Origin of the sequence: Variovorax boronicumulans (assembly GCF_030812215.1) — a bacterium.
In the GTDB taxonomy this organism is placed as follows: domain Bacteria; phylum Pseudomonadota; class Gammaproteobacteria; order Burkholderiales; family Burkholderiaceae_C; genus Variovorax; species Variovorax boronicumulans_C.
The window spans coordinates 49,248-74,804 of sequence record NZ_JAUSSG010000005.1 but is presented as its reverse complement, the minus strand read 5'-3'; the positions used below and the strand labels follow the sequence as shown (position 1 = coordinate 74,804).

Sequence of the window (25,557 nt, the reverse complement as noted above, 5' to 3'; positions counted from 1 at the left end):
ATGGCCGCTTTTTCCGGACAAGGAGACTTTCATGCATACCTCACAGTCGCCACGCTTCACCTCCACGCTGCTTCGCTGGGCCGCCTTTGCGGCCGTGGCATCGCTGGCGGGCTGCGCCAATCCGCCGCCGGCCGCCACCACCGACACGACGGCGGCCGCGACCGACACGTCGTCGACCACCAGTTCGCGCCCGGCCTCGACCGGCGCCAGCGTGGCAGGCCAGGCGCGCACCTTCTCGACCCAGTTGGCCACCTACACCGCGGTGAGCTTCGATGCGATGCCGGGCTGGTCGCGCGACGATTTCTCCGAGACCTGGCCCGCGTTCCTCGGCAGCTGCAAGGTGCTCACCGGCCGCGGCGCCGAATGGAAAGAGGTGTGCGACCGCGCCGGCAAGATCGACGGCAAGAACCGCAACGCCATCCGCGGCTTCTTCGAGAGCGAGTTCTCGGCCTATCAGATCCGCGACGACGACCGCAAGCCCGATGGCGTGGTCACCGGCTACTTCGAGCCGGAGATCGCGGGCAGCCGCACCTACGGCGCGCCCTTCATCTACCCCGTGTACGGCCAGCCGGAAGACATGCTGTTCGCCGATGCGCGCAAGCTCCCGGCCGGCAACGGCACGGTGGCCGCGAAGGTCGAGGGCCGCAACGTGATCGTGCAGACGGGCCTGAGCACGCGCGACATGGGCGCGCCCGGCCTCTATGCGCTCGACCTCTCGGCCATCACCCGCGACACGCTCGACCGCAAGGTGCGCATGCGCATCGAGGGCAAGCAGCTCCTGCCGTACTACACGCGTGAAGAGATCGAGACCAAGGGCGCGCCGAATGCCAAGGTGCTGGCCTTCGTGAGCAGCGCCACCGCGCTCTACGAGATGCAGATCCAGGGCTCGGGCCGCATCAAGCTGGCCAACGGCGATGTCATCCGCGTGGCGTATGCCGAGCAGAACGGCCAGCCCTTCCGCCCCACCATCGCGCAGGCCGCCAACGGCAAGCCGCGCAGCGCGGTGAAGGTGCGCGGCTCGTCGATCGAACTGCAGCTGGACGATGGCGACGACGACGATGTCGGCGGCGTCGACAGCAGCGTCATCCGCACCCGCGGCTTCACGCTCGCACGGCCCACCGCCAGCGGCGCGGTCGTGGTGCCGGGGCGCCGCACGGCCGGCGCGGTCACGGGGTCGGGCATCAAGGACCCGAGCTATGTGTTCTTCAAGGAATCGACCTCGCCTGCGGGCGGACCGGTCGGCGCCTTCGGCGTGCCGCTGTCGGCGGGGCGCTCCATCGCGGTCGATCCGCGCAGCACGCCGCTCGGCTATCCGGTGTTCGTCTCGACCCGCACGCCCGGCAGCGGCGCGCCGATGCAGCGCCTGACCATCGCGCAGGACACCGGCGGCGCGATCCGCGGCGCGGTGCGCGCCGACTATTTCTTCGGCAACGGCCAGGCCGCCGCAACCAACGCGCGCCGCATGAAGGAACGCGGCCAGCTGTGGATTCTTCTGCCGCGCGGCCTCGCCGTGGCGCAGGCCGCGGTGTCGTCCGCGATCCGCACGCGCGGCGGCCCGGTGGGGGCCGGCTTGCCGCAATGCCTGGTGCCGAGCGAAGGCGTGTGCGTGGACGACTGACCTCGACCTTGGCCTAACGCTTGTCCCTTCATGCAGGAAACCCTCTCGTCCGCGGAAAGTACGGAGCTTGTCCGCCTCTGGCGGCGCAGGCAGACGCTGTCCTCGAACGACATGGGCACCATGTACCGCATCGTCGGCGATGCGCTCGTGGCCTGCAATCCGCCCGAGCTGCAGATCCTGGGCGAAGGCCGGCAGGAGCTGGTGGCGCAGTTCATCTATGTGAAGGTGCTGCGGCTCGATGCCGATCCCGATGAGGCCGACGAGCGCGCGAGCCACAGCGCGCCGTCGACCGCCTTCGCGCTCTGCGCGTACTTCCGTCGCTACCTGATCGACTGCACGCGCGCGAGTTCTTTCCGCCGCAAGCTCTCCATCGGCGACCAGATCACCGAGGCGCAGCTCGAAGACGAGATCGGCGCCGGCGACGACCTGGACGGCTGCCTCGCCGAACACGGGTTGAGCGCACAGGCGGTGCAACTGGCCGCGCGCGCCTTCATCGCCGAGTTGCCCGAGCCAGAGCGCATCCTCTTGTGCGAGGGCTTCGGCAAGGAGGCCGAAGGCGGGCTCTCGGGCATCGCCTCGCGCCACGCCATCGCCTCGTACCACTACCGCGCGGGGCGCCTGGGCCTGGTGCACAAGCGCGAGGGGCTCACCGCCGACTACGCCAAGACCCGGCTGGGCGGCTGGATCCAGCAGACCCTGGGCATCGCCATCGAGGCGGAAAACATGGCGGCGATCCTGCAGGTTTTCAAAATCCTCGGTGCTGAAGCGTCTTATGCCTGAAGACATAGCCATTCAGGAACAGACCGCCATGAACACCGAACTCTGGCCCCCCCTCAGCGTGATCCGCAACGCGTTCGAAACCGGCGGCGCCGCCGTGCCCGATGCATCTGCGCCTGAAGCAGCCGCTGGCGTGGCCACGGTGGCCATGCCGGGCACCACGCCCCCGGCCACGCCGCAAGCCGCACCCGCGGCAGCGCCCGCGCTGCAGGACCTGCTGCTCCCTCTGACCGAATTGGCCCGGCGCCGCGAGGCTGTCGCCCAGCGCGGCTTTACCGCACGCTGGGCGCCGGGCCGCCTCTTGAGCGTGCTGCACGAAGGGCGGTTGCTCGGCGTGCTGCTGGACCGCTGCATTCACGGCGACCTCTGGCAGGGCTGGATGGCCGCGGGCGAAGCTGACTGGGCTTCTGCTTTCGACGTGCTGCTCGAACCCGACGACGAACCCTTCGAGCCGGCGTTCGGCCTCATTCAAGCCTGGAACGTGCTGACCCTCGAGCCCGGCCCCCAGCTGTGCGCCCGCGTGCTCGGCGAGGTCTCGGCCACGCGGCTCGCGGCGATCCGCGCGGTACACGACGAATGGGCCGCGCAGAAGGCGCTGCCCATCGCGCCGGAGCCCGGCCGCATCGCGCTGCGCACCGTGGGCGGCGTGTTCTCGGTGCTCTCGGGCACGCCGCTCGGTGTGCGGGACCCGCGCGCCGACTACCAGGCGCTGTACCGCACGGTCGGGCTGCAACTGGGCTCGGCGCTGACGCCATCGTCCGGCGCCGCGCCGGCCGCACCTGTTTCCCCGCGCGCCCGTCCGCAAGAGCGGCCCGAGGGCGGCTGGTGGGGCAGCATCCGCCGCTGGTTCGGCGCCGACGGATGGATGCGCCCCGCGTTCGCGGTGCTCGCGCTGTGCGTGGTGGTGCAGAACGTCGGGCTGCTCGGCGGGCGCGGGTCGGAAGAGGACGAGGTGCGCTTTCGCAATGTGCCCACTGCGCCGGCCGCGGCGCAAGCGAACCTGGTCGTGCGCTGGAAAGATGGCGTGCGCGTGGACGAGGCCGACCGGCTGCTGCGCACGATGTCGGCCGAAGTGGTCGGCGGGCCGGGCACGAACGGCGTCTGGCGCCTGCGGGTGGACGATCCGGTCGGCGGGCTGTCGATGCTCGCGGCCTCGCCGCTGGTCGAGTCGGCCGGGCCGGCCTCGGAGCGGCCATGACGTGTGTAGCGCGTTGCCTGCGGCTGCTGCTGGCGCTGGTGCTCCTTGCATCCGGCGCCGCCGCCTGGGCCACCCAACGCGCGCTGCTCGTCGGCGTCTCCGAACTCGTCAACCAGCCCCAGGCCCTGTGGCTGCAGGCACCGCGCAACGACGTGATGCTCATGCGCGACGCGCTCCTGAAGCAAGGTTTCGCGCCCGCCGACATCACTGTGCTCGCCGATGGCGTGAGTGGCTCCGTGCTGCCCGAATCGCAAGCCATCCACGAAGCCCTCGGCCGGCTGCTTGCGCAGTCGAAGAGCGGCGATTTCGTGCTGCTCTATTTCTCCGGCCACGGCACGCGGCTGCGCGACAGCAACAAGCGCTACCAGGAGCCCGACGGCCTTTCCGAGAACTTCCTCGCGCGCGACGTGCGCGGCACGCTCGGCGCCGACAACGCCCTGACCGGCGACCTGCGCGATGCCGATTTCGACGCGTGGATCCAGGCCTTTCTCGCGCGCAACGTGTTCGTCGCCTCCGTCTTCGACACCTGTTCGGCGAACTCGATGACCCGCAGCACGACCGCCGCATCGGTCATCGCCGAAGGCCCGCCGGACGACGAGGTGCGCTGGCGCGGCCTGCGCACCGCACAGTTGATCGGCGCGCCCGGCCCCGCGGCGCGCGTTGCCATGACGCGCCCCACCGTCGCCGACCCGGTGCCGCGCGCCCGCTACGTCGCGCTCTTCGCCTCGGAGAGCCACCAGATCACGCCCGAGCTGCGCCTGCCGCGCAAGAACCGCAACGCGCGTCCGCAGGGCCTCCTGACCTGGGCGGTGGTGGAGGCGCTCTCGCGCAAGCCCGCCACCTGGCGCGACCTGTTCGATGGCGTGCTGGCCGTCTATCCGCCGGTGATCGACGAACTCGCGCAGCGCTTCCCGACGCGGGAATTGCCCTCGCCGGTCGCCGAGGGCAACCTCGACGCGCCGATCTTCGCCAACCGCGCGCAGGCCGTGACGACGCGCCCCGTCTGGCGCGCGCAGCGCTCGGGCGACACGCTCACGCTGCAGGCCGGCCAGCTCGATGGCCTGGTGGTGCAGCAGCCGCTGCGCGTGCTGGCCACGATGGACGACGGCACCATGCGCAGCGCCGAAGGCACGCTCGCGCAGGCCTTCAACGACAAGGCGCGCATGGCGGTGCCGACCGCGCTGCGCGAACTGCCCGGCGCCGCGCTCTGGAACATCACGCCGCTCGGCGAACCGGCCCCTGTCGCGCTGCGCGTGCGCGCGGAGCAGGGCTTGCCGCCCGGCCTCAGCCTCGAATACCCCGCCTCCGTCGTCGCGGTGAACGAGGGGGACGGCGCCGATGTGCGCTGGTCCGCCGGCCGGCTCGAAGTGCTCTCGCCGATGCTCGGCGCCGGCGCGAAGGCGGCACCGGCCGATGCGGCCGCGGCCCGCCGCCGCCTCGAAGTGCTGGCCCGCCTCAAGTGGCTCAACCAGCTCTACACCATCGCGAGGGACGCGCAGTTCGAAGGCTTCGACGCGGCGTTCGAAGTCTGGAGCGGCGACCGGCTCGTGCGCAGCGGCCCCGCGCAGCAGGTCGACGCGAAGCTCCTGCCGCTGCGCAGCGGCGAGCGCGCCGTGCTCAATGTGCGCAACACCAGCGCGCGCTCGGTGGACCTGGTCATCGTCGGCATCGACCCGCAGGGCGGCGCGCGCCAGGTCTACCCCGAGGACCCGGGCGAGACCAACCGCTTCAAGCGCGGCACGCGCGAGGCGCCCGCCACCAAGCGCTTCGAGCTGCCCTGGTTCAACGCCGAGGGCGGCCGGCTGCTGGTGCTGGCCACGCCCGCGGCGCCCTACAGCGCGCCGCGCCTGTTCGGCACCGGCGCGGGTGATGCAGTGGCCGAAGTGCGGGTGCGCGGCGCGCTGCAACCCGAGAGCGAGCGGCAGACCTTCGCCGCGATGGTTCATTGGGCGGGCGAGGTTTCGGCCGCCAAGTAACGACCACGAACGACAACCGACCACCACCGAATTTTTCTCAGGAGATCGACATGAGCTGGACCTACGATGGAAAACTGGACCCCGACGAGGCGCTCCGCCTGCTCGACTACCTGTCGGGCGAATCGGGCAACGACTTCTCGATGATGATCGAGAGCAAGGGCTCGCCGATCGAGGGCGAGTCGGTGCGCACGTACGAAGACGGCAAGCAGCGCATGGACATCGGCGGCTACTCGTACAAGTCCGACGTGGTCATCCCGCCCGGCTCCAGCAAGGGGAAGCTGCGCAACTACTCCTTCATCGTCATCCGCGACTGCGATGCGGCCACGGCCTCCATCGCGAGCCTGCTCAAGAGCCAGGACGCCGACCTCAAGGTGACGGTGTCGGTCTTCAAGGCCGGCGGCGACAGCTCCAAGGACCTGCAGTCGCACCTGGAGTTCGTGCTCGAAGGCGCGCGCGTGAACTGCCACGCCATCGTGACCGGCGGCACGCCCAAGCGGCCCTGCGACATCATCTTCTTCGACTACACGAAGCTGGAGATCCGCTCGGCACCGCAGCAAAAGACCGGCGCGCGCGGGGCTGTGCGCACCTGCACCTTCACGGGCAACTGACATGACCACCTCCTCCGCCGAACTACTGAAGTCCGCCGACCCGGTGGCCGCGCTCAAGGCCCTGAGCGACGAGGTGCGTGCCAAGCCCTCGGACAGCAAGCACCGCGTGTTCATGGCGCAGTTGCTCTGCGTGCTGGGTCAGTGGGAGCGCGCGCTCAACCAGCTGACCGTCGCGGCCGAGCTCGATGCGCTCGCCGTTCCCATGAAGCAGGTGTATGGCGACGCCGTGCGCTGCGAGGGCCTGCGCGCCGAGGTGTTCGCCGGCACCCGCACGCCCATGATCTTCGGCCAGCCCGACGAATGGCTGGCGCTGCTCATCGAGTCGCTGCTGCGGCAAGGGCGCGGCGAGTCCGAACTGGCCGAAGATCTTCGCCAGCGCGCCTTCGACGGCGCGCCCGCCATCGCGGGCACCATCGACGGCGTGCCGTTCGAATGGCTGGCCGATGCCGACATGCGCCTGGGCCCGGTGCTCGAGGCCTTCGTCAACGGCAAGTACTACTGGATTCCGTATGCGCGGCTCGCGCACATCAAGATCGATCCGCCCGAAGACCTGCGCGACTGCGTCTGGATGCCTGCGCATCTGCAGTTCGAGAACGGCGGCGAGACCCTCGCGCTCATTCCCACGCGCTACGAAGGCACCGAAAAGAGCGAAGACGGCGAACTGCGCCTTGCGCGCAAGACCGAGTGGCGCGAACTGCGCCCCGAGGTCTGGGCCGGCACCGGCCAGCGCGTGCTCGGCAGCGATGCCGGCGAGTACGCGCTGATGGACGTGCGCGAGATCCTCTTCACGCCGCCGGCTTCGGAAGACGGCACCAGCGACAGCGGCGGCTGACGTGGCCGAGCTCACCGCCCAGGAGCGCCTGCAGCCCTCGCTGCTCGACCGCCTGGTCGACAACGCGCCGACCGAAAAGCGCGAGAGCGACGACAAGCGCACGCTCACCAAGCAGGCGCTGCGCGCGGCCGTGCTGCGCGACCTGAGCTGGCTCTTCAACGCCACCGGCTTCGGCCTTGCGATGGACGACAAGCAGTACCCGAATGCGGCGCGCTCGGTCATCAACTACGGATTGCCTATGCTGTCTGGCCAGTTCACCTCGTCGGTGCAGCGTGTCAGCATGGAACAGGCTTTGAAGAACGCAATCCTGCAGTTCGAGCCGCGCATTTTGTCCCGCACTCTCGAAGTGGAACTCGTCATGGAAGGCTCGGCACTGGACTCGCACAACAGCATCGGGCTGCAGATCCGCGGCATGCTGTGGGCGCAGCCCGTGCCTCTGGAGTTCCTGATGCGAAGCCGTGTAGACCTGGAAGAAGGACGCATCGAGATCGTGGACATGGCGCAAAACCCAAGGTAAGTCCGACATGGACCCTCGGCTGCTGAACCTGTATGAACAGGAACTGCGCTACTTTCGCGAGAGCTCTTCGGAGTTCGCGCGCGCCTTTCCGAAGATCGCGCACCGGCTGGGCATCGAGGGCCAGGAGGTCGCCGATCCCTACGTCGAGCGGCTGATCGAGGCCACGGCGTTCCTGTCGGCGCGCGTCAATCTCAAGCTCGATGCCGAGTACCCGCGCTTCACGGGGCACCTGCTGGACATCGTCTATCCGAACTTCCTCGCACCCACGCCCGCGATGGCGGTGGTGTCCTTTGCGCCCGACCTCGACGACGCCAACCTCGCGACCGGCCCCAGGCTGCCGCGCGGCGCGGGCCTGCGCGCACGCCAGGCCGTGGGACAGAACACGCACTGCGAGTTCCGCACATCGAGCGCGCTGCGCATCTGGCCGATGGAGGTGCAGCGCGCGCAGTACTTCACCTACGCGCCCGACCTGCCGCTGGCCACGCACCCGCAATCGCGCGCCATCCGCGGCGGCCTGCGCATCGCGCTGCGTGCGACGGCGGGGCTCAAGTTCAACCAGATCGCGCTCGACGACCTGGTGCTGCACCTGGGTGGCGCCGAAGACGTGGCGTGGCAACTGCAGGAGTGCGCGCTCGGCCAGCCCATCGGCGTGATGGTGCGGCCGTTGTCGCCCACGGGCGCACTGCAGGGTGCGGCGCAGAGCCTGCCGGCCAGCGCGATCCAGCCGGTCGGCTTCGATGACGATGAAGCACTGCTGCCGGTCACGGCCACGGGCTTCTCGGGCTTTCGGCTGCTGCAGGAGTACTTCGCGTTTCCGCAGCGCTTCCAGTTCCTGCGCATCGCGGGGCTGCAGGCGCTGCTCGCCACGATGCCGGTCGCCGAGATCGAGCTGGTGCTGCTGTTCTCGCGCGGCGATGCGGCGCTCGAAAAATTGGTGAGCGCGGAGAACATCCAGCTCCATTGCGTGCCGGTGGTCAACCTCTTCAACAAGCGGCTCGACCGCGTGCCGCTGACCGAAGGCGTGAGCCAGTTCCACCTGGTGCCCGACCGCACGCGGCCGCAGGACTTCGAGGTGCACACCGTCACCGAGGTGATCGGCCACGGCGCGCCCGGTGCCGATGCGTCGGCGGCGGAGCAGGTGTTCCGGCCGTTCTACTCGGCCTTCCACGGCACGCGGCACAGCCACCCCGCCTACTTCACGACCACGCGCGAGCCGCGCATGCTGTCGGTGAGGCAGCGCACCGAAGGCCACCGCAGCAGCCACATCGGCTCCGAGGTCTACATGCAGATCGTCGATCCGCAGCAGGCGCCGTATGCGGCCACGCTGCGGCAGCTGGCGGTGAGCGCGATGTGCACCAACCGCGACCTGCCGCTCCTGATGCCGCTCGGCCGCGACAACGACTTCGATTGCGTCGACTCCTTTCCGGTGCAGCGCGTGCGCATGGTGCGCGGGCCCTCGCGGCCGGTGTCGCCGGTGGTGAGCCAGGGGCTGGGCTGGCGGGTGGTCGATCACCTCGCGCTCAATTACCTCTCGATTTCCGACAGCACGCCGGAGCAGGGCGCGGCCGCCTTGCGCGAGACGCTGATGCTCTATGCAACGCATGCCGACGAGATGCGCCAGGGCCAGGTGCGCGGTCTGCTGTCGGTCAAGAGCAAGCCGGTGGCACGCCGCCTTCCGCTCAAGGGGCCGATCGCTTTCGGGCGCGGGCTCGAAGTGACGCTGGAGGTCGACAAGGACGCCTTCCACGGCCACAGCGTGTTCCTCTTCGGTGCCGTGATGTCGCGCTTTCTCGCGCGCCATGTGGAGGTCAATCACTTCGTCGAGACCGTGCTGCGCGTGGCGGGCAAGGGCGAGACCATGCGATGGAGGCCGCTGTGCGGGACCCGGCAGATTCTGTAGAGCGCGCCGCCCGGCCGGCCGAAGGCGCGCGCCCCCTCGCGAGCGAGGGGGGAGGCGAAGTCCACGCAGTGGCGAGCCCGGGGGAGTCAGTGTCTACGCGTGTCGACAACGCGCTGCGCGGATGGTCGGCGCAGCCGTGGTCGTTCGATTACTTCGCGGTGATGCGCCGGCTGGAGTCCGTTGCCGCGACTTCGCCGCGCTGGGGCCGCGCATTGCTGCCGAGTGCCGAGCCGGTGCGCGTGGGGCAGGAGCCTTCGCTGTCGTTCGCGCCCGCGAGCTTCAGCCGCTTCGAGCCCGCGACCGCGCATTCGCCGCCGCGCCTGCGCCAGCACTTCTTCAGCTACGTGGGCCCCAACGGCCCGCTGCCGGTTCACCTGAGCGACTTCATCCGCGAGCGCAGCCTGAACCATGGCGACCCGACCTGGCTCGCGTTTCTCGACAGCTTCCTGCATCGCTTCTCGCTGCACTTCTACCGCGCATGGGCGCAGGCGCGGCCCGCGGTGGCGCTCGACCGGCCGGGTGAAGACCGCTTCAGGCTGCAGGTCGGCGCGTTCGTCGGCATGGGCACGCCGGGGCGCATCGGGCGCGACGAGGTGCACGACGATGCGCGCCTGCATTTCTCGGGCTGGCTCGCGCGGCGTGTGCACAACGCCGAGAGCGTGGAGTCGGTGCTGTGCAGCTACTTCGGCGTGCCGGTGACGCTGGAGCGCTGGGTCGGCCACTGGATGCGCCTGCCCGCGGACGAAGTCACGCGGCTGGGGCAGGGCGAGAGCTCGCGCGCGATGGGCATGGGCGCGATGCTCGGCACCCGCGCGTGGGACCGGCAGCACCGCGTGCGCCTGCACATGGGGCCGCTTACGCTCGACCAGTACCGCATGTTCCTGCCCATCGGCACCGCGCGGCCGGTGCTGCAGCGCTGGATGCAGCAACTGCTGGGCGACGAACTCGAATGGGATGCCGAGCTGGTGCTCGAGAAGGCCGAGGTGCCGGTCACGCGCCTCGGACAGAAGGAAGGCAATGCGCCGCGGCTGGGCTGGGTCTCGTGGCTCGGCCAGCGCACGCGTGCGAAGGACGCGGCGGACGTGCGCATCGGCAACAGCTCGATGACCGTCCGCACCGCTGCAGGAGCTGCCGCATGACGACGACGGCGCTCGGGCGTGCAGACACGGCGGCGCGCGCGGCCGCGCTGGCGCAGGCGGCGGACCTGACGAAGGCGGGGAATCTGGAGGCGGCCGACGAACTGCTCGCCCGCATTCTGGAAGCCACGCCCGGCGACCCCGATGCGCTGCACTACCAGGGCTTGCTGCGCCATGCGCAGGGGCGCGACGCCGAGAGCATCGCGTTGATCGGGCGCTCGCTCACGCTGCAACCCGCGCAAGGCGGCGCCTGGAACAACCTGGGCAATCTGCTGGTCGAGGCCGGCCGCGTCGACGATGCGATGCGTGCCTATGAAAACAGCGTGTCCTTTGCCAAGGGCGACGAAGGCGCCGACGCGCTGAGCAACATCGCGGCGCTCGAATGCGGCAAGGGCCACTGGCAGGCCGCCGAGCGCGTCAGCCGCCGTGCCATCGCACTGCGGTCGACGTCCAGCGAGGCCTGGTACAACCTGTCGATCGCGTTGATGGAGCAGGGGCGCATCCAGGAGAGCGTCATCGCCAACAGCCGTGCGGTGCTGCTGCAGCCGCGCAATCTGAGCGCGCGCTCGAAGGTGATTCGCGCGCTGGAGCTGCTCCGCGAGAACGAACAGGCCATCCGCATGTACCGGGAGTGGCTGGCCGAAGACCCGGGCAACCCCGTGGTCGCGCATCTGCTGGCCGCCTGCGAGGGGCATGCGCCCGCGCGCGCCAGCGACGGCTATGTGGAGACCTTGTTCGACAGCTACGCCGGCAGCTTCGATGCGAGCCTGGAGAAGCTGCACTACCGCGCACCCGACCTCGTGGCGCGCGCGGTGCAGGACATGTATGGCCCGCCCGCCGCGCGTCTGGCGGTGGTCGATGCCGGCTGCGGCACCGGCCTGTGCGCCCCGCTGCTGCGGCCCTGGGCCTCGCACATGGCCGGCTGCGACCTGTCGGTCGGCATGCTGCAGCGCGCGGAGCAGCGCGGCGGCTACGACGTGCTGCACAAGGCGGAGCTCACCCACTACCTGAACACCCAGCCCGCCCGCTTCGACCTGGTGGCATCGGCCGACACGCTGTGCTACTTCGGCGACCTGCACGAGGTGCTGGCGGCGGCCGCGCGTGCGCTGCGTCCGCAAGGCGGCGTGGTGTTCACGGTCGAGGCCATGGACGGGGGGCGGGACGATTTCAGGATCGAGGGCAGCGGCCGCTACCGCCATGCGGCAGCCCACGTCGAGGCCTGCCTTGCGGCCGCCGGTTTCGGCGCCGTTCGCATCGAGCCGATCGTTCCGCGCCGTGAGGCGGGGCGGAACGTGCAGGGCTGGCTGGCCAGCGCAAGGCTCGCGGCCCCGCCCTGAATTCGCCCACCCATCGCCGAACGTCCGTCATTCAAATTTCCCGGCGTGAATCGTCTTCAACAGATACGGAGTCTTCCATGAGTGAAATCAGTCGCACCGCCCTCTTCGGCAAGCTCAACTCGCTGGCCTACAAGGCCATCGAAGGCGCCACGGTGTTCTGTAAGATGCGGGGCAATCCGTATGTGGAGCTGGAGCACTGGTTCGCCCAGCTGCTGCAGGCGCAGGACTCCGACCTGCACCGCGTGATCCAGCACTACGGCCTCGATGTGTCGGTGATCGCCAAGGACATGACGACCGCACTGGACCGCCTGCCGCGCGGCGCTACCGCGATCAGCGACTTCTCGCCGCACATCGAGAACGCCATCGAGCGTGCATGGACCTACGCCACGCTGCAGTTCGGCGAAGCGCAGGTGCGCACCGGCTACATCCTGGTGGGCATGCTGAAGACGCAGAGCCTGCGCAACCCGCTCTTCGGTCTTTCGAAACAGTTCGAGAAGATCAAGGTCGAGGACCTGGCCGACAACTTTCCGAAGATCTGCGACGCCTCGCCCGAATCGCAGATGCGCGCGCAGGACGGCACCGGCATGGGCAGCGGCGCCCCCGGCGAAGACTCCGGCGCGATGGCGCCGGCCGCCATGGGCAAGGGCGATGCGCTCAAGAAATTTGCTGTCGACCTCACGGAGAAAGCCAAGAAGGGAGAGATGGACCCGGTGACCGGGCGCGACGAAGAGATTCGCCAGATCGTCGACATCCTCATGCGCCGCCGCCAGAACAATCCGCTGCTGACCGGGGAGGCCGGCGTTGGCAAGACCGCGGTGGTGGAAGGTTTTGCGCAGCGCCTCGCGCGCGGCGACGTGCCGCCGCAACTGAAAGACGTGAAGCTGCTCACGCTCGACATCGGCCTGTTGCAGGCCGGTGCGAGCATGAAGGGCGAGTTCGAGCAGCGGCTGCGCCAGGTGATCGACGAGGTGCAGAGCTCGCCGACGCCGATCATCTTGTTCATCGACGAGATCCACACGCTCGTGGGCGCGGGCGGCGCGGCCGGCACCGGCGATGCGGCCAACCTGCTCAAGCCCGCGCTCGCACGCGGCAACCTGCGCACCATCGGCGCGACCACCTGGGCCGAGTACAAGAAGTACATCGAGAAAGACCCGGCGCTCACCCGCCGCTTCCAGGTCGTGCAGGTGCCCGAGCCCGACGAGGTGAAGGCGATATTGATGCTGCGCGGCGTGGCCAGCGTGCTGGAAAAGCACCACCGCGTGCAGCTGCTCGACGAGGCCATCGAGGCCGCGGTCAAGCTCTCGCACCGCTACATTCCCGCGCGCCAGTTGCCCGACAAGGCGGTGAGCCTGCTCGACACCGCATGCGCCCGCGTGGCCGTGTCGCAGCACGCGACGCCGCCCGAGGTGGAAGACTGCATGCGCCGCATCGAAGGCCTCACGGTCGAGCAGGAAATCATCGGCCGCGAGGCCACCATCGGCATCGACGTGACCAAGCGCTCGGCGCAGGTGGAGGCGCTGCTGGTCGAATCGAAGCAGCAGCTCGAGGGGCTGAATGCGCGCTGGCAGGAAGAGAAGGGGCTGGTCGACCGGCTGCTGGAACTGCGCAGCAAATTGCGCGCGGGGAACAGGCCGGTGGATGCGCCTGCAACCGCCGCCGATGCAACGGCCGCCGCCGCGCCGGCAGATCCAGCCACCGCTGCAGCAGCAGTCCCCGCGCACGACCGCGCTGCGCTGCTTGCCGAACTGCACGAGCTGCAGGCCAAGATCCATTCGGTGCAGGGCGAGTCGCCACTCATCCTTCCTTCGGTCGATGAGCAGGCCGTGGCCTCGGTGGTCGCGGACTGGACCGGCATTCCGGTCGGCCGCATGGTCAAGAACGAAGTCGAGGCGGTGCTCAAGCTCGCCGACACGCTCAACCAGCGCGTCATCGGCCAGAAGCACGGCCTGGAGATGATCGCGCGCCGCATCCAGACTTCGCGCGCGCGGCTGGACAACCCGCAAAAGCCCATCGGCGTCTTCATGCTCTGCGGCACCTCGGGCGTCGGCAAGACAGAGACCGCGTTGGCGCTGGCCGAAGCGCTCTACGGCGGCGAGCAGAACATCATCACCATCAACATGAGCGAGTTCCAGGAGGCGCACACCGTCTCCACGCTCAAGGGCGCGCCGCCCGGCTACGTCGGCTATGGCGAGGGCGGCATCCTGACCGAGGCGGTGCGCCGCCGGCCGTACAGCGTGGTGCTGCTCGACGAAGTGGAGAAGGCCCACCCCGACGTGCACGAGATCTTCTTCCAGGTGTTCGACAAGGGCTGGATGGAAGACGGCGAGGGCCGCATGATCGATTTCAAGAACACGATCATCCTGCTCACCACCAACGCCGGCAGCGAGCTCGTGATGAGCATGTGCCGCGACCCCGAGCTCTTGCCCGATTCGAATGCGCTGGCCGATGCGCTGAAGGCACCGCTCATGAAGGTGTTCCCGCCCGCGCTGCTGGGCCGCATCGTGACGATTCCCTATTACCCGCTGTCGCCGGACATGATGAAGAAGATCGTGCGGCTGCAGCTGGGACGCATCAAGAAGCGCGTGGAAACCAACCACGGCGTGCCTTTCGAATACAGCGACGCGGTGGTCGACCAGGTGGTCGCGCGCTGCCAGGACCCGGAGTCGGGCGGCCGCGTGATCGACGCGATCCTGACCAACACGGTGCTGCCCACGATTTCCGTCGAGTACCTGCAACGCCTGGCGTCCGGTGGAGAAATCCGCCGCGTCGCGCTGGACGTGAAGGACGCCGATTTCACCTACGCGTTCGATTGACATGAAGCACACCCCCAGTCTTCGCGCACTTCGTGTCGCTTCGCCAACCCCCTTGCAGGGGGCAACACCAGCGGCCCGGCAAAGCCGGTTCCGCGGTGTTCCGCGAACTGGCCGCGACGACTGACACCGCACTTACGCAAGAGACCAAGACATGGCCGACCACGAGTTCCGCATCGAGACCGATTCACCCGCCAAGAACGACCTGATGTTCTGGCGCATCGTGGGTCACGAGGCGCTGGCGCGGCCTTCGGCCTACGAGCTCACCGTGCTCTCGAAGAACAAGGCGCTCGATGCCAAGGACATCCTGGGCCGCGCGTTCGACGTGGTCATCGAGTTCCAGGACAAGGACGGCGCCAGGCACGAGCGGCACTGCCAGGGCCATGCGGTGCGTTTCGTGCGCGCGGGGCATGTGGGGAGGCACTTCGAATACCGCATCACGCTGCGCTCGTGGTTCTGGCTGCTCACCAAGCGCACCAACTCGCGCATCCTGCAGGACAAGAAGGTGCTCGAGGTGCTCGACGCGGTGTTCGAGGACAGCCCGATCAAGCGCTTCAAGAAGACCAAGGCCGGCAACGTGATCGGCACGCACAATCCGCGGCGCTACTGCGTGCAGCACCAGGAGAACGACTACCAGTTCCTCTCGCGCCTTCTGGAGGACGAGGGCATCTACTACTGGTTCGACGCGCACGATGCGCCGGGCACCATGCACCTGTCGGACGCGAGCGATCTCGCGCACGAGAAGCTGCCGGTCGAAGGCACCTTGCGCTACATGCCCAGCGATGCGACCGAGGCGCGGCACAACGAGATCTCGCGCTGGGTGAGTTCGCGCCAGTTCGACACCGGCAAGCAGGCCTCGCGCGACAGCGACTTCAAGGCGATCAAGAAGAAGCTGGGCGCCACCATCGACGTGAAGGATGACCACGAGCTGGCCGATTTCGAAGCGTTCGAATTCCCGGGCGGCTACTTCACCGGCGACGACGCCGACAACCGCACCAAGCTGCGCGGCGACGAACTCAATGCACGCCGCGACCGCCACTGGGCGCTGACCACCTGGCCCGATGTGACGGCGGGGCGCAGCTTCAAGTTCGAGGGCGATCCCGACGGCACGCGCAACGGCGACTACGTGATCGCGGCCTGCACCTTCATGGCCAGCCACCCCGGCTATGAAAGCGTGAGCGCGAGCGCGGCGGTGCCCCAGCAGGTGCACACGGCCCTGGCCGAGGTGCTGCAGGGCGACGCGGTGAACGCCGACACGCTGCAGGTGATGGAAGACCTGATCGCCAGCACGCCGATGCTCAACACCTCGCAGCCGGGCGCGAGCGCGTTCCTCATCACCGCGATTCCGCTGGAGCGCGCCTACCGCCCGCCGCGCCTCACGCCGCGCGTGACCATGCCCGGCCCGCAGACGGCCATCGTGGTCGGCCCGGCCGGCGACGAGCTGCACGTGGACGACCACGGCCGCGTGAAGGTGCACTTCCACTGGGACCGCTACGACGAGAGCAACGAGAAGTCGACCTGCTGGGTGCGCGTGTCGCAGCCCTGGGGCGGCAAGGGCTGGGGCGGGTATTTCATTCCGCGGATCGGCCAGGAGGTGATCGTCGACTTTTTGAACGGCGACCCCGACCGGCCGATCATCATGGGCCGCGTCTACAACGACGACCAGCCGATCCCGTACAAGTCGCCCACGCAGAGCGGCTTCAAGACCCGCTCCACGCCCGGCGGCGGTCCCGCGAACTACAACGAGATCATGTTCGAGGACAAGAAGGGCGAGGAGAACATCAACATCCACGCCGAGCTGGACATGAGCCGCAGCGTGGAGCGCGACGACTCCACGACGGTGGACCGCGACCAGTCGGTGACCGTCAAGCGCGACCAGACCCAGCACGTGGACCGCGACCGCAAGAGCACGGTGACGCGCAACGAGACCACCATGGTGGTGGTCGACCAGAAGAACACGGTCAAGGGCAAGCAGAACAACCAGGTGGTGGGCAACCGCGACACCTTCGTCGACAGCAACGACATGCTGAAGGTGAAAGGCACGAGCACGCACGAGGTGATCGGCGCGCGCAGCGACATCTCGCGCGCCGGAGAGACCCGCACCGTGACGGGCAACCAGACCATCTCGGTGAGCGGCAACCTCACCTACAAGGCGGCGAAGATGAGCTTCGAGGCCGCGCACATCGACTGGCTGGTGACGGGCGCAAGCTCCAAGTACATCACCGTGCCGACCGGGCCGCTGCACCTGATGGCAAACAAGATCAAGCTGATGAGCAACACCGGCATCGAGATGATGGCCGTGGGCAACATCGACGCGACCTCGATCGGCTCCAACACCACGGTGCTCGGCCCGAACTCCAGCGGCTATATCGGCATCAACAGCGAGGCCAACCTGGGCATCGCGCGCTCCACCTTCATGGGCATGAGCGTGGAGAGCGCCCTCGCGCTGAGCATGTCCAACTTCATCGGCGTGCAGATCGAGAACACGCTGGCCCTGAAGCTCGTCGGCGTCGCCGCCATGGAATACGAGGCCTCGCCCCAGTCGGTGGAAGCGCATGTGCTCAAGACCTTCACGCCCGGCGCCGGCGGTGCCGGTGCGGGAGCGGCCGCGGTGGGCGGCGCGCTGGGTGCGGTGGCCGGTGCGGGCAGCGCCTTCGTGGACATCGGTGCCACGTTCGACCAGTACGCCGCGGCCGAGAAGCAGTTGAAGATTGCGGCCAAGGAAGCCGAGGCGGCGGGACTGCCCGGACTGGCCGGGCGCCTGTCCGCCCTGCAGGGCATGACCCGCATGCGGCACAACCAGGGGATCATGGCGGCGGTGCCCGTGGTCGGCACGGGGCTCGAGGTCCTCCTGGAGATGGCTTCCGGTGGCGACTCGATCGGCGCCGACGCGCTCGCCAAGGACCAGTCGCGCAACGCCGACAACACACCGGCTGCGCCGCCGCCGCCCGAGGACGAAATCGAGCCGACACAGGCGTGGCAGCCGCCGCCATCCGGCAGCGGTGGTGGCGGTAGCGGCGGTGGCGGTGGCGGCGGTGGCGGTGGCGGCGGTGGCGGTGGCGGTGCCGGCGGCGGCGGTGCCGGCGGCGGCCGGTAACAAGGACACAAGCGCGACATGCAAGTCCTCAAACCCCAGGCGCTGGGCCTGTCGACCAGGCCCATCGAGTTCCGCAAGCGCTTCGGCCTCAACGTCAGCGCGTACCTGCACCTGCCGTTCGCCCAGGGCGAGCGCGGCTGCCTCTGGGCAGAGCAGTCGATGTGGCGCTTTCTTTCTCAAGAGATGGCGCAGCCGCTGATCGACGAGGGCGTTGCCAAGCTCACGCCCGAATTCCTCGTCCACGGCAAGGCGTTTCCGCCGAAGGATCGACCTTCCGCCTGCGCGGTGCGCGCACGTTTCGGCGACCGCGAGAAGACATTGCTCGTGTTCGGCGACCGCTACTGGGACGGCGACAGACCGAGCGCGCCGCAACCTTTCGAATCCATGCCGATCGATGGGTCCGCCGCCTACGGCGGTGCCGACTTCGCGGCGAATCCGCAGGGGCGGGGCCGTGCCGCCAAGTCCGGTGTCACCTGGCTGCCCAACATCGAACTGCCGAACGACCGGCTGTTGCGTCCGGACCAGGCCATCGTGCCTGCCGGCTTCGGCGCTCTGGACCTGATGCATCCGCAGCGCGCGCAGTACCGCGGCACCTACGACGCCGACTATCTCAAGCAGCATGCGCCCGGCTTCCCGCCCGATACCGACTGGCGCTGCTTCAACCTCGCGCAGCCAGACCAATGGATGAGCGGTGCGCTCGCCGGCAACGAGGCCTTCTCGTTCGACAACATGCACCCGGGCAAGCCGCTGGTCGAAGGCCGCTTGCCCGGAATGCGGGCCCGGGTCTTCGTCGGCTACCGGATGCCGGACGCCGAACCGAAGATCCGCGAAGTACCGCTGCGCCTGACCACCGTGTGGTTCTTCCCCCATGCCGAGCGCTGCATCGCGATCTTCCAGGGCCTCGCGGAGGTGAGCACCGACGACGGCTCCGACGTGGTGAGCCTGATGGGTGCGGTCGAGCGGCTGGGCGAGGCCCGCTCCGACCGGCACTACCTCGATGCGGCTGCCAGGCGCGCCGATCCGAAGACCGGTGCGATCTACGCGCTGGTCGACAACGACCTGCTGCCCGAGGGCGTGAGCACCGTCGATCCCGAGGTCGAGGCCGCGAAGGCGCCCTTCGCCATCGAGGGGCTGCAGGCCGAAGGCCAGTACCGCCGCGCGCAGTCCGACGTCGCCATCGCGCGGCAGAAGGCCGTGCAGGCGGGGCTGGACCCCGACGCGCTCGGCATCCGCATGCCGCCGCGGGAGAAGGTGCCCACTGGCGACGCGTTGCCGCCGTACCTGGAAAAGCAGATGAAGCTGGCCGAGGCGCAGCAGTGGGCGGCCGTCGAGGACGCCGTTGCCGTGCTCGAGAAGATCGCCGCGGTGCCGCCCGAGAAGATGAACATCGCCAAGCTGCAGCACCGCGGGCCGCCGGTCTACCGCGCGGAAAAGCATCTCGCGGACATGCACGCGCTCGCCGCCTCGGGCACCCGGCCGATCGATCTCTCACCGGTGCTGCCCAAGCTCTATGCGCTGGAGGACGCGCATCGCAAGGGCTATCTCGACACAGCCCACATGCAGGCGCCGGTCGATCCGATGCCCGCTGCCGAGGCCGCCACGCTGCGCAGCGAAATGGCGCGCGCGGTGCCGGCGGGCATCCGCATGTTCGCGCGCATCGACTTCACCGGTGCCGACCTCTCGGGGCTGGACCTGCGCGAGGTCAATTTCGAAGGTGCATGGCTCGAAGCCACCGACTTTCGCAATGCCAACCTCTCGGGCGCCGATCTGTCAGGCGCGGTGTTGGCGCATGCCCGCTTCGAAGGCGCCATCGCCATCGGCACGAAGTTCTGCAAGGCCAACCTCGGCAAGGCGAAGTTGAGCGGTGCGGTGTTCGACGAGGCCGATTTTTCCGGCGCCATCCTCATGGGTTGCGCCTTCGCCGGCACGCAGATGCGCCGCGCCGTCTTTACCGGCGCCCAGTTGCTCGACACCACCTGGGGCAGCGCCGACTGGCAGGGCGCAAAGCTTGCGGGCCAGACCCTGTACAAGCGCGACTTGCGGGGCATGCGCTTCCCGGAGGCCGACCTGTCGGGTGCCACGTTCATGGAATGCGACCTGTCGGGCGTCGACCTGCATGGCGCGACGCTGGAGAGCGCGACCTTCATCACCAGCAAGCTCGACGGCGCCGACCTGAAGATGGCGCGCTGCGCCGGCGCTGTGGCGGTCAACGGCACGCGCATGGCGGCCGCCGACCTGAGCGGTGCCGACCTGCGCAGCTTCAACTTCGGTGCGAGCGACCTGCGCGGCGCGAAGATGGTCCGCGCAACGCTGGACGGCGCCAATCTCTGCGAGGCACGCCTGGACGGCGCCGACCTGCGGCTCGCGAGCGCCAAGGGCGCTTTGCTGCGCCTGAGTGTTTGCACGAAGGCGCAGCTGTCGGGCGTGAACCTCAGCGACGCGGTGCTGCAGAAGGCCGACCTGCGCGGCGCGGACCTGCGGCGCAGCAATCTCTTCGGCGCCGACCTCGGCCGCGTGCGGCTGGACGGCGACACCCTGTTCGACGGGGCGCTGCTCAAGCGGGCACGCACCTGGCCCCGACTCACGCCCGAGCAGCAGGCCGCGCCATGACGATGACCCCGGATCTGCTCACGCTGGCCGTGCGCATGGGCGAGACGCTGAGCGGCGTCGACCTTGCCAAAGGCCGCTTCTCCGGCGTCGCGCTCGGCGGCGGTGTGTTCTCTCAGGTGCGCTTCGCCGAAGCCGACTTGCGCAACGCCGACCTGCGCGAGACCGTGTTCGAGCAATGCGACCTGCGCGGCGCGATCGCGTCGGGCGCCAACCTGCGCAAGGCCGTGTTCAGCCGCTGCCAGCTCGACCATGTCGACTTGCGGCAGGCCAACCTGCACGGCGCCGTGTTCACCGAGTGCGACCTGATGCACGCACAGGTCGCCGATGCCGCGCTGACCATGGCCACCGTCAGCAAGTGCAGGCTCGACCATGCGAACCTGCGCGGCGCACAGCTCGATTCGGCGGTGCTTACCCAATCGGTGCTGCTGGACGTCTGTGCCGACGACACCAGCTGGCAATACACCACCGTGATCGAGTGCGACCTTTCGCATCTCACATGGACCGGAGCGCGCATGCTGCGCAGCGCATTCAGCAAGACCTCGCTCAAGGGCATGTCGTTCTCGGGCCTCGCGCTCGACGGTTGCCAGTTCTCGTCGGCCGACCTGAGCGGTGCCGACTTCAGCGGCATCTCGCTCCAGCAGTGCAATTTCCAGGGAGCGAAGCTCGACGGCGCGCGCTTTGCGAACGCGGTGGCGCCGTCGGCCATCTTCTGCAACGCGGCCGGCCAGGACGTCGATTTCTCGGGGGCACGCCTGCGGCAGGCGCTGTTCACCGGCGCGGCGCTCGCACAGGCCGGCTTCGCGGATTGCGACCTGTACCAGACGCACTTCGCGGGCGCGAAGTTGCGCGGCGCGAACTTCACCGGCGCGGAGTTGACCTATGCCGACTTTCGCCATGCCGACCTCGCCGGCGCGGACCTGCGCCGCGCCACCCTGATGCGCACCGTGCTGCACGGCGCCAACACCGAGAACGCCCACATGACCGACCGCGCGCGCGCCCTGGAAACCGACCCGGACCTGGCGGAGTGCGAGCGCTGGCAGCCGCTGACCGCGTGATTCGACGAAACCTGGAACAGATTGGAAACATGCCATGACCGACACCGCGACGCTCCGAACGACCACTTCCGCCGCCTCCACCCTTTCCCGCGCGCGTCGGCGAGAAACCGCCAAGGCCATCGCCGGCGAGTGGTGCGTGGGCGTCCTGAGCGCCGATGCCTCGGGCGAGCAGATCGTCGCGAGCGGCGGCCTGCGGCTGCGCGCCCGTCGCGCCGCGAGCTGCCTGCTCGAACCGGCCGCGGGCGACAGCGTGGCCTGCCTGCGCATTGCGCCGCAGGAGGTCTGGATCATGGCGGTGCTGCAGCGCGAAGAGGGCGCGGCCAACGTGCTGCGCTGCGCGGGCAACCTGCGCATCGCCGTGGACGATGGTGCGTTGGAGTTGCAGGCCGCACGCATCGGCCTCAAGTCCGACGAACTCGACGTTGCCGCGCAGAAGACCCGCGTGGCCACCGACACCGCCGACATGGTCGGCCGCGAGGTGCACCTGATTTCCACCAGCATCAAGGTGGTGGGCTCGGTGATGTCGTCGATCATGGAGCGCGTGCAGCACTTCAGCCGCCACTACTTGCGCACCACGGACGGCATCGACCGCGTGGCGGCGACGCACCTCGAATGCGAGGCGAAGCAGGTGCTGCGCCTGGACGGCGAGCACACGCTGGTGAGCGGCCGCGAACTGGTCAAGGCGCGCGGCGCGCAGATCCATTTCGGCTGAAGGAAACGCAAGAAGGACAACGGAGCACAGCATGTTCGCCAACTGCCAGCTGATGGGCACCGACATGGGATTTCCCGATGTCTGCATCACACCCGCCGCCCCGTCGCCGATTCCGGTGCCATACCCGAACATCGCGATGGGGCCGATGGCGATTCCGAACGTTCCCACGATCCTGATCATGGGCGGGCCGGTGCACAACCTGGGCACCACCATTCCCATGACCAACGGCGACAACTCCGGCGTGCTTCTGGGCGTGGCGTCTGGAACGGTGATGGGGCCGAGCCGCCACCTGACGGGCGCATTCACCGTGCTGTGGATGGGCATGCCCGCGTCGCGGCTCACCAGCGTCTCGCTGCAGAACAGCACCAACTGCCCGGGCGTGCGAACGGTGCCGAGCCAGCCGCTCGTGCTGTTGCTGGCGCCGTAGGAGCGTATCGGCAAATACCGGCGCCCCCGGCGCCACGGAAGGGGAGAAGGCCTACCCATGGCTGATCACGAGTTCCGCATCGAAAGCGATTCGCCCGCCAACGGCGAACTGATGTTCTGGCGCATCGTCGGCCACGAGGCGCTCGCACGCCCATCGACCTACGAACTCACCGTGCTGTCGAAGAACCGGGCACTCGACGCCAAGGACATCCTGGGCCGGGCCTTCGACGTGGTCATCGGGTTCCAGGACAAGGACGGCGGCGTGCACGAGCGCCACTGCCAGGGCCATGCGGTGCGCTTCGAGCGCACGGGCCACGTGGGGCGGCACTTCGAATACCGCATCGGGCTGCGCTCGTGGTTCTGGCTGCTCTGCAAGCGCATCAACTCGCGCATCCTGCAGGACAAGAAGGTGCTCGAAGTGCTCGACGCGGTGTTCGAGGACAGCCCCATCAAGCGCTTCAAGAAAACCAAGGCCGGCAACGTGATCGGCACGCACAACCCGCGGCGCTACTGCGTGCAGCACCAGGAGAGCGACTACCAGTTTCTATCGCGCCTGTTGGAAGACGAAGGTATCTATTACTGGTTCGACGCGCACGACGCGCCGGGCACCATGCACCTGTCGGACGCGAGCGACATCGCGCACGACAAGCTGCCCGTCGAGGGCACCCTGCACCACGTGGCGAGCGACACCACCGAGGCGCGCTACAACGAGATCTCGCGCTGGGTGAGCGCGCGCCAGTTCGACACCGGCACCTACGCATCGCAGGACAGCAACTTCAAGTCGATCAAGAAGAAGCTCGAGGCCGCGGGCGGCGCACCCGACAAGCACGAACTGGCCGAGTTCGAGGCCTTCGAATTCGCGGGCGGTTACTTCTCGGGCGGCGATGCGGACGACAAGGGCAAGCTGCGCGGCGAGGAAATCGTCGCGCGCCGTCAGCGCCACTGGGCGCTCACCACCTGGCCCGACGTGGCCGCGGGGCGCAGCTTCACCTTCGAGGGCGACCCCGACGGCGCGCGCGACGGCGACTACGTGATCGCGGCCTGCACCTTCGTGGCGAGCCACCCGGGCTACGAAAGCATTCCCCACAGCGTGCCGAGGATGCCGATCGAGCGGGCGCTGCGCGAAGCGCTCGACGACGATGCGGTGAACGCCGGGGCGCGGCCCGCGCTCGAGGCGCTGATCGCCAGTGCGCCTGCGCTGCGCACCGATCCGCAAGGCACGAGCGCCTTCCTCATCACCGCGCTGCCGATCGACGTGCCGTTCCGCCCGCCGCGCCTCACGCCCCGCGTGGTCATGCCCGGCCCGCAGTCGGCCATCGTGGTGGGACCGGCCGGCGAGGAAATCCATGCCGACGATTTCGGCCGCGTGAAGGTGCACTTCCACTGGGACCGCTACGACAAGAGCGACGAGAAATCGACCTGCTGGGTGCGCGTGTCGCAGCCGTGGGCGGGCAAGGGCTGGGGCGGGTACTTCATTCCGCGCATCGGGCAGGAGGTGATCGTCGACTTCTTGAACGGCGACCCCGACCGTCCGATCATCGTGGGCCGCGTCTACAACGACGACCAGCCGATCCCGTTCGGCTCGCACACGCAGAGCGGTTTTCGCACACGCTCCACGCCCAAGGGCAGCGCCTCGAACTGCAACGAGTTCCGCTTCGAGGACAAGAAAGGCTCCGAGCAGGTGTACCTGCATGCCGAGAAGAACCAGGATATCGAGGTCGAGAACGACGAGACCCACTGGGTGGGCCACGACCGCACCAAGACCATCGACCACGACGAGACCACGCACGTCAAGCACGACCGCACCGAGACGGTGGACAACAACGAGACCATCACCATCGGCGTGGACCGCTCGGAGCAGGTCGGCAACAACGAGACCATCGCGATCGGGGTGAACCGCACGGAGACGGTGGGGAGCAACGAGACGATTTCCATCGGATCGAACCGCACGATCACCGTGGGTGCGAGCGAGACCGCGACGGTGGCGCTGCAGCGCACGCACACGGTGGGCATCAACGAGACCATCACCGTGGGCGCGGCGCAGGAGATCACGGTGGGAGCGATGCAGGCGGTGACGGTGGGGGCGAGCCAGACGATCAACGTGGGCGCGAACCAGTCGAGCAGCATCGGGGCGAACCGGTCGGTGGATGTGGGGGCGAACCTCTCCACCAATGTGGGGGCCGACGAGTCGCGCACCGTAGGCGGAGGCCGCACGACCAGCGTGGGCAAGGACGATGCGCTCAGCGTCGGAAAAAACCTCGTGATCGAGGCGGGCGACTCCATCTCGATCACCACGGGCAGCGCGAGCATCACCATGAAGAAGGATGGGACCATCGTCATCAAGGGCAAGGACATCACGATCGACGCCTCGGGAAAGATCAACGCGAAGGCGAGCGGCAACATCGTGATGAAGGGCTCCAAGATTCTGCAGAACTGACAAGGCATGCAAGGAGATCGACCATGAGCGGCAGGGACTTGATCGATGCGCAACTGGAGGCGACCGCGGCCATCGCGGCGTGGACCCCGGTTGTCACGGGCGAACTGATCGCCATCGCGGACGAGGGGCAGACGCCGCTCGTCGCTTTCGCGGGCCAGGGCGGCACGGTGGCCGTTCGTGCGCGCAGCGTGGTCGATCTGCACGGCGCGCACATCGGCCGGCGCGTGGTGCTGATGTTCGAGGAAGCGGACCCGGCGCGCCCGATCGTGATGGGCGTGCTGCGCGGCGCAGAGGGATGGCCCTTGCCGGAGACGCCGGCCCAGGTCGAGGTCGATGCCGATGGCGAACGCATGCTGGTGAGCGCCAGGAGCGAACTGGTGCTGCGTTGCGGAAAGGCCAGCATCACGCTGACCCGCGAGGGCAAGGTGCTGATCCACGGCAGCTACATATCGAGCCGCTCGACAGGCGTGAACCGCGTCAAGGGCGGTTCGATCCAGTTGAACTGAGCCGG

At 68.7% G+C, this 25,557-nt stretch carries 18 protein-coding genes; all 18 read left to right on the top strand.

Annotated elements, in window-relative coordinates; all coding sequences use genetic code 11:
* The first annotated feature begins 31 nt into the window (after positions 1-31).
* The 18 genes from mltA (at position 32) to J2W23_RS14880 (ending at position 25,552) form a co-directional block, all read left to right on the top strand.
* Entirely contained in the window at positions 32-1,618 is a 1,587-nt protein-coding gene (mltA, locus tag J2W23_RS14965; protein ID WP_307649283.1) for a murein transglycosylase A, read from the top strand.
* Positions 1,619-1,648: 30 nt separating this feature from the next.
* The gene (locus J2W23_RS14960; protein WP_306881858.1) at positions 1,649-2,398 is read left to right on the top strand and encodes a hypothetical protein; all 750 of its coding nucleotides are present in this window, start codon (positions 1,649-1,651) and stop codon (positions 2,396-2,398) included.
* Positions 2,399-2,426: 28 nt separating this feature from the next.
* Positions 2,427-3,593, top strand: a complete 1,167-nt coding sequence (locus J2W23_RS14955) for a hypothetical protein (protein WP_307649282.1) — start codon at positions 2,427-2,429, stop codon at positions 3,591-3,593.
* Entirely contained in the window at positions 3,590-5,569 is a 1,980-nt protein-coding gene (locus J2W23_RS14950) for a caspase family protein (protein WP_307649281.1), read from the top strand. The genes J2W23_RS14955 and J2W23_RS14950 overlap by 4 nt, the downstream gene beginning before the upstream one ends.
* A 50-nt stretch (positions 5,570-5,619) precedes the next feature.
* Positions 5,620-6,177 (top strand): hypothetical protein, encoded by a 558-nt coding sequence (locus tag J2W23_RS14945; RefSeq protein WP_176660886.1) that lies wholly within the window; start codon positions 5,620-5,622, stop codon positions 6,175-6,177.
* A 1-nt stretch (position 6,178) separates the two neighbouring features.
* Positions 6,179-7,009, top strand: coding sequence for a type VI secretion system accessory protein TagJ (locus J2W23_RS14940; RefSeq protein WP_307649280.1), 831 nt, complete (start codon positions 6,179-6,181; stop codon positions 7,007-7,009).
* A 1-nt stretch (position 7,010) separates the two neighbouring features.
* Positions 7,011-7,526 carry a type VI secretion system baseplate subunit TssE gene (gene tssE, locus J2W23_RS14935; RefSeq protein ID WP_176660888.1) on the top strand — a complete coding sequence of 172 codons (516 nt, stop codon included), beginning with the start codon at positions 7,011-7,013 and terminating at the stop codon, positions 7,524-7,526.
* A 7-nt stretch (positions 7,527-7,533) separates the two neighbouring features.
* Complete coding sequence (tssF, locus tag J2W23_RS14930) at positions 7,534-9,426, top strand: type VI secretion system baseplate subunit TssF (protein WP_176660889.1); 1,893 nt, start codon at positions 7,534-7,536, stop codon at positions 9,424-9,426.
* 89 nt (positions 9,427-9,515) lie between these two features.
* Positions 9,516-10,565 (top strand): type VI secretion system baseplate subunit TssG, encoded by a 1,050-nt coding sequence (gene tssG / locus J2W23_RS14925; protein ID WP_307649279.1) that lies wholly within the window; start codon positions 9,516-9,518, stop codon positions 10,563-10,565.
* Complete coding sequence (locus tag J2W23_RS14920) at positions 10,562-11,899, top strand: methyltransferase domain-containing protein (RefSeq protein WP_176660891.1); 1,338 nt, start codon at positions 10,562-10,564, stop codon at positions 11,897-11,899. Before tssG ends, J2W23_RS14920 begins: the two co-directional genes overlap by 4 nt.
* A 77-nt stretch (positions 11,900-11,976) precedes the next feature.
* Positions 11,977-14,712 carry a type VI secretion system ATPase TssH gene (gene tssH, locus J2W23_RS14915; protein WP_307649278.1) on the top strand — a complete coding sequence of 912 codons (2,736 nt, stop codon included), beginning with the start codon at positions 11,977-11,979 and terminating at the stop codon, positions 14,710-14,712.
* A 151-nt stretch (positions 14,713-14,863) separates the two neighbouring features.
* Positions 14,864-17,806, top strand: coding sequence for a type VI secretion system Vgr family protein (locus J2W23_RS14910; RefSeq protein WP_307649277.1), 2,943 nt, complete (start codon positions 14,864-14,866; stop codon positions 17,804-17,806).
* An 18-nt stretch (positions 17,807-17,824) separates the two neighbouring features.
* Positions 17,825-20,416 carry a DUF2169 family type VI secretion system accessory protein gene (locus J2W23_RS14905; RefSeq protein WP_307649276.1) on the top strand — a complete coding sequence of 864 codons (2,592 nt, stop codon included), beginning with the start codon at positions 17,825-17,827 and terminating at the stop codon, positions 20,414-20,416.
* On the top strand, positions 20,413-21,471 hold the full coding sequence (locus J2W23_RS14900; protein WP_307649275.1) for a pentapeptide repeat-containing protein: 1,059 nt from the start codon (positions 20,413-20,415) through the stop codon (positions 21,469-21,471). Before J2W23_RS14905 ends, J2W23_RS14900 begins: the two co-directional genes overlap by 4 nt.
* A 34-nt stretch (positions 21,472-21,505) precedes the next feature.
* A complete protein-coding gene (locus tag J2W23_RS14895) occupies positions 21,506-22,183 on the top strand; it encodes a DUF3540 domain-containing protein (protein WP_307649274.1) in 678 nt (225 codons plus the stop codon).
* A gap of 31 nt (positions 22,184-22,214) precedes the next feature.
* On the top strand, positions 22,215-22,610 hold the full coding sequence (locus J2W23_RS14890) for a DUF4150 domain-containing protein (RefSeq protein WP_176660895.1): 396 nt from the start codon (positions 22,215-22,217) through the stop codon (positions 22,608-22,610).
* 57 nt (positions 22,611-22,667) lie between these two features.
* On the top strand, positions 22,668-25,046 hold the full coding sequence (locus J2W23_RS14885) for a type VI secretion system Vgr family protein (protein WP_307649273.1): 2,379 nt from the start codon (positions 22,668-22,670) through the stop codon (positions 25,044-25,046).
* 23 nt (positions 25,047-25,069) lie between these two features.
* Positions 25,070-25,552, top strand: a complete 483-nt coding sequence (locus tag J2W23_RS14880) for a DUF6484 domain-containing protein (protein WP_307649272.1) — start codon at positions 25,070-25,072, stop codon at positions 25,550-25,552.
* Positions 25,553-25,557: the final 5 nt, after the last annotated feature.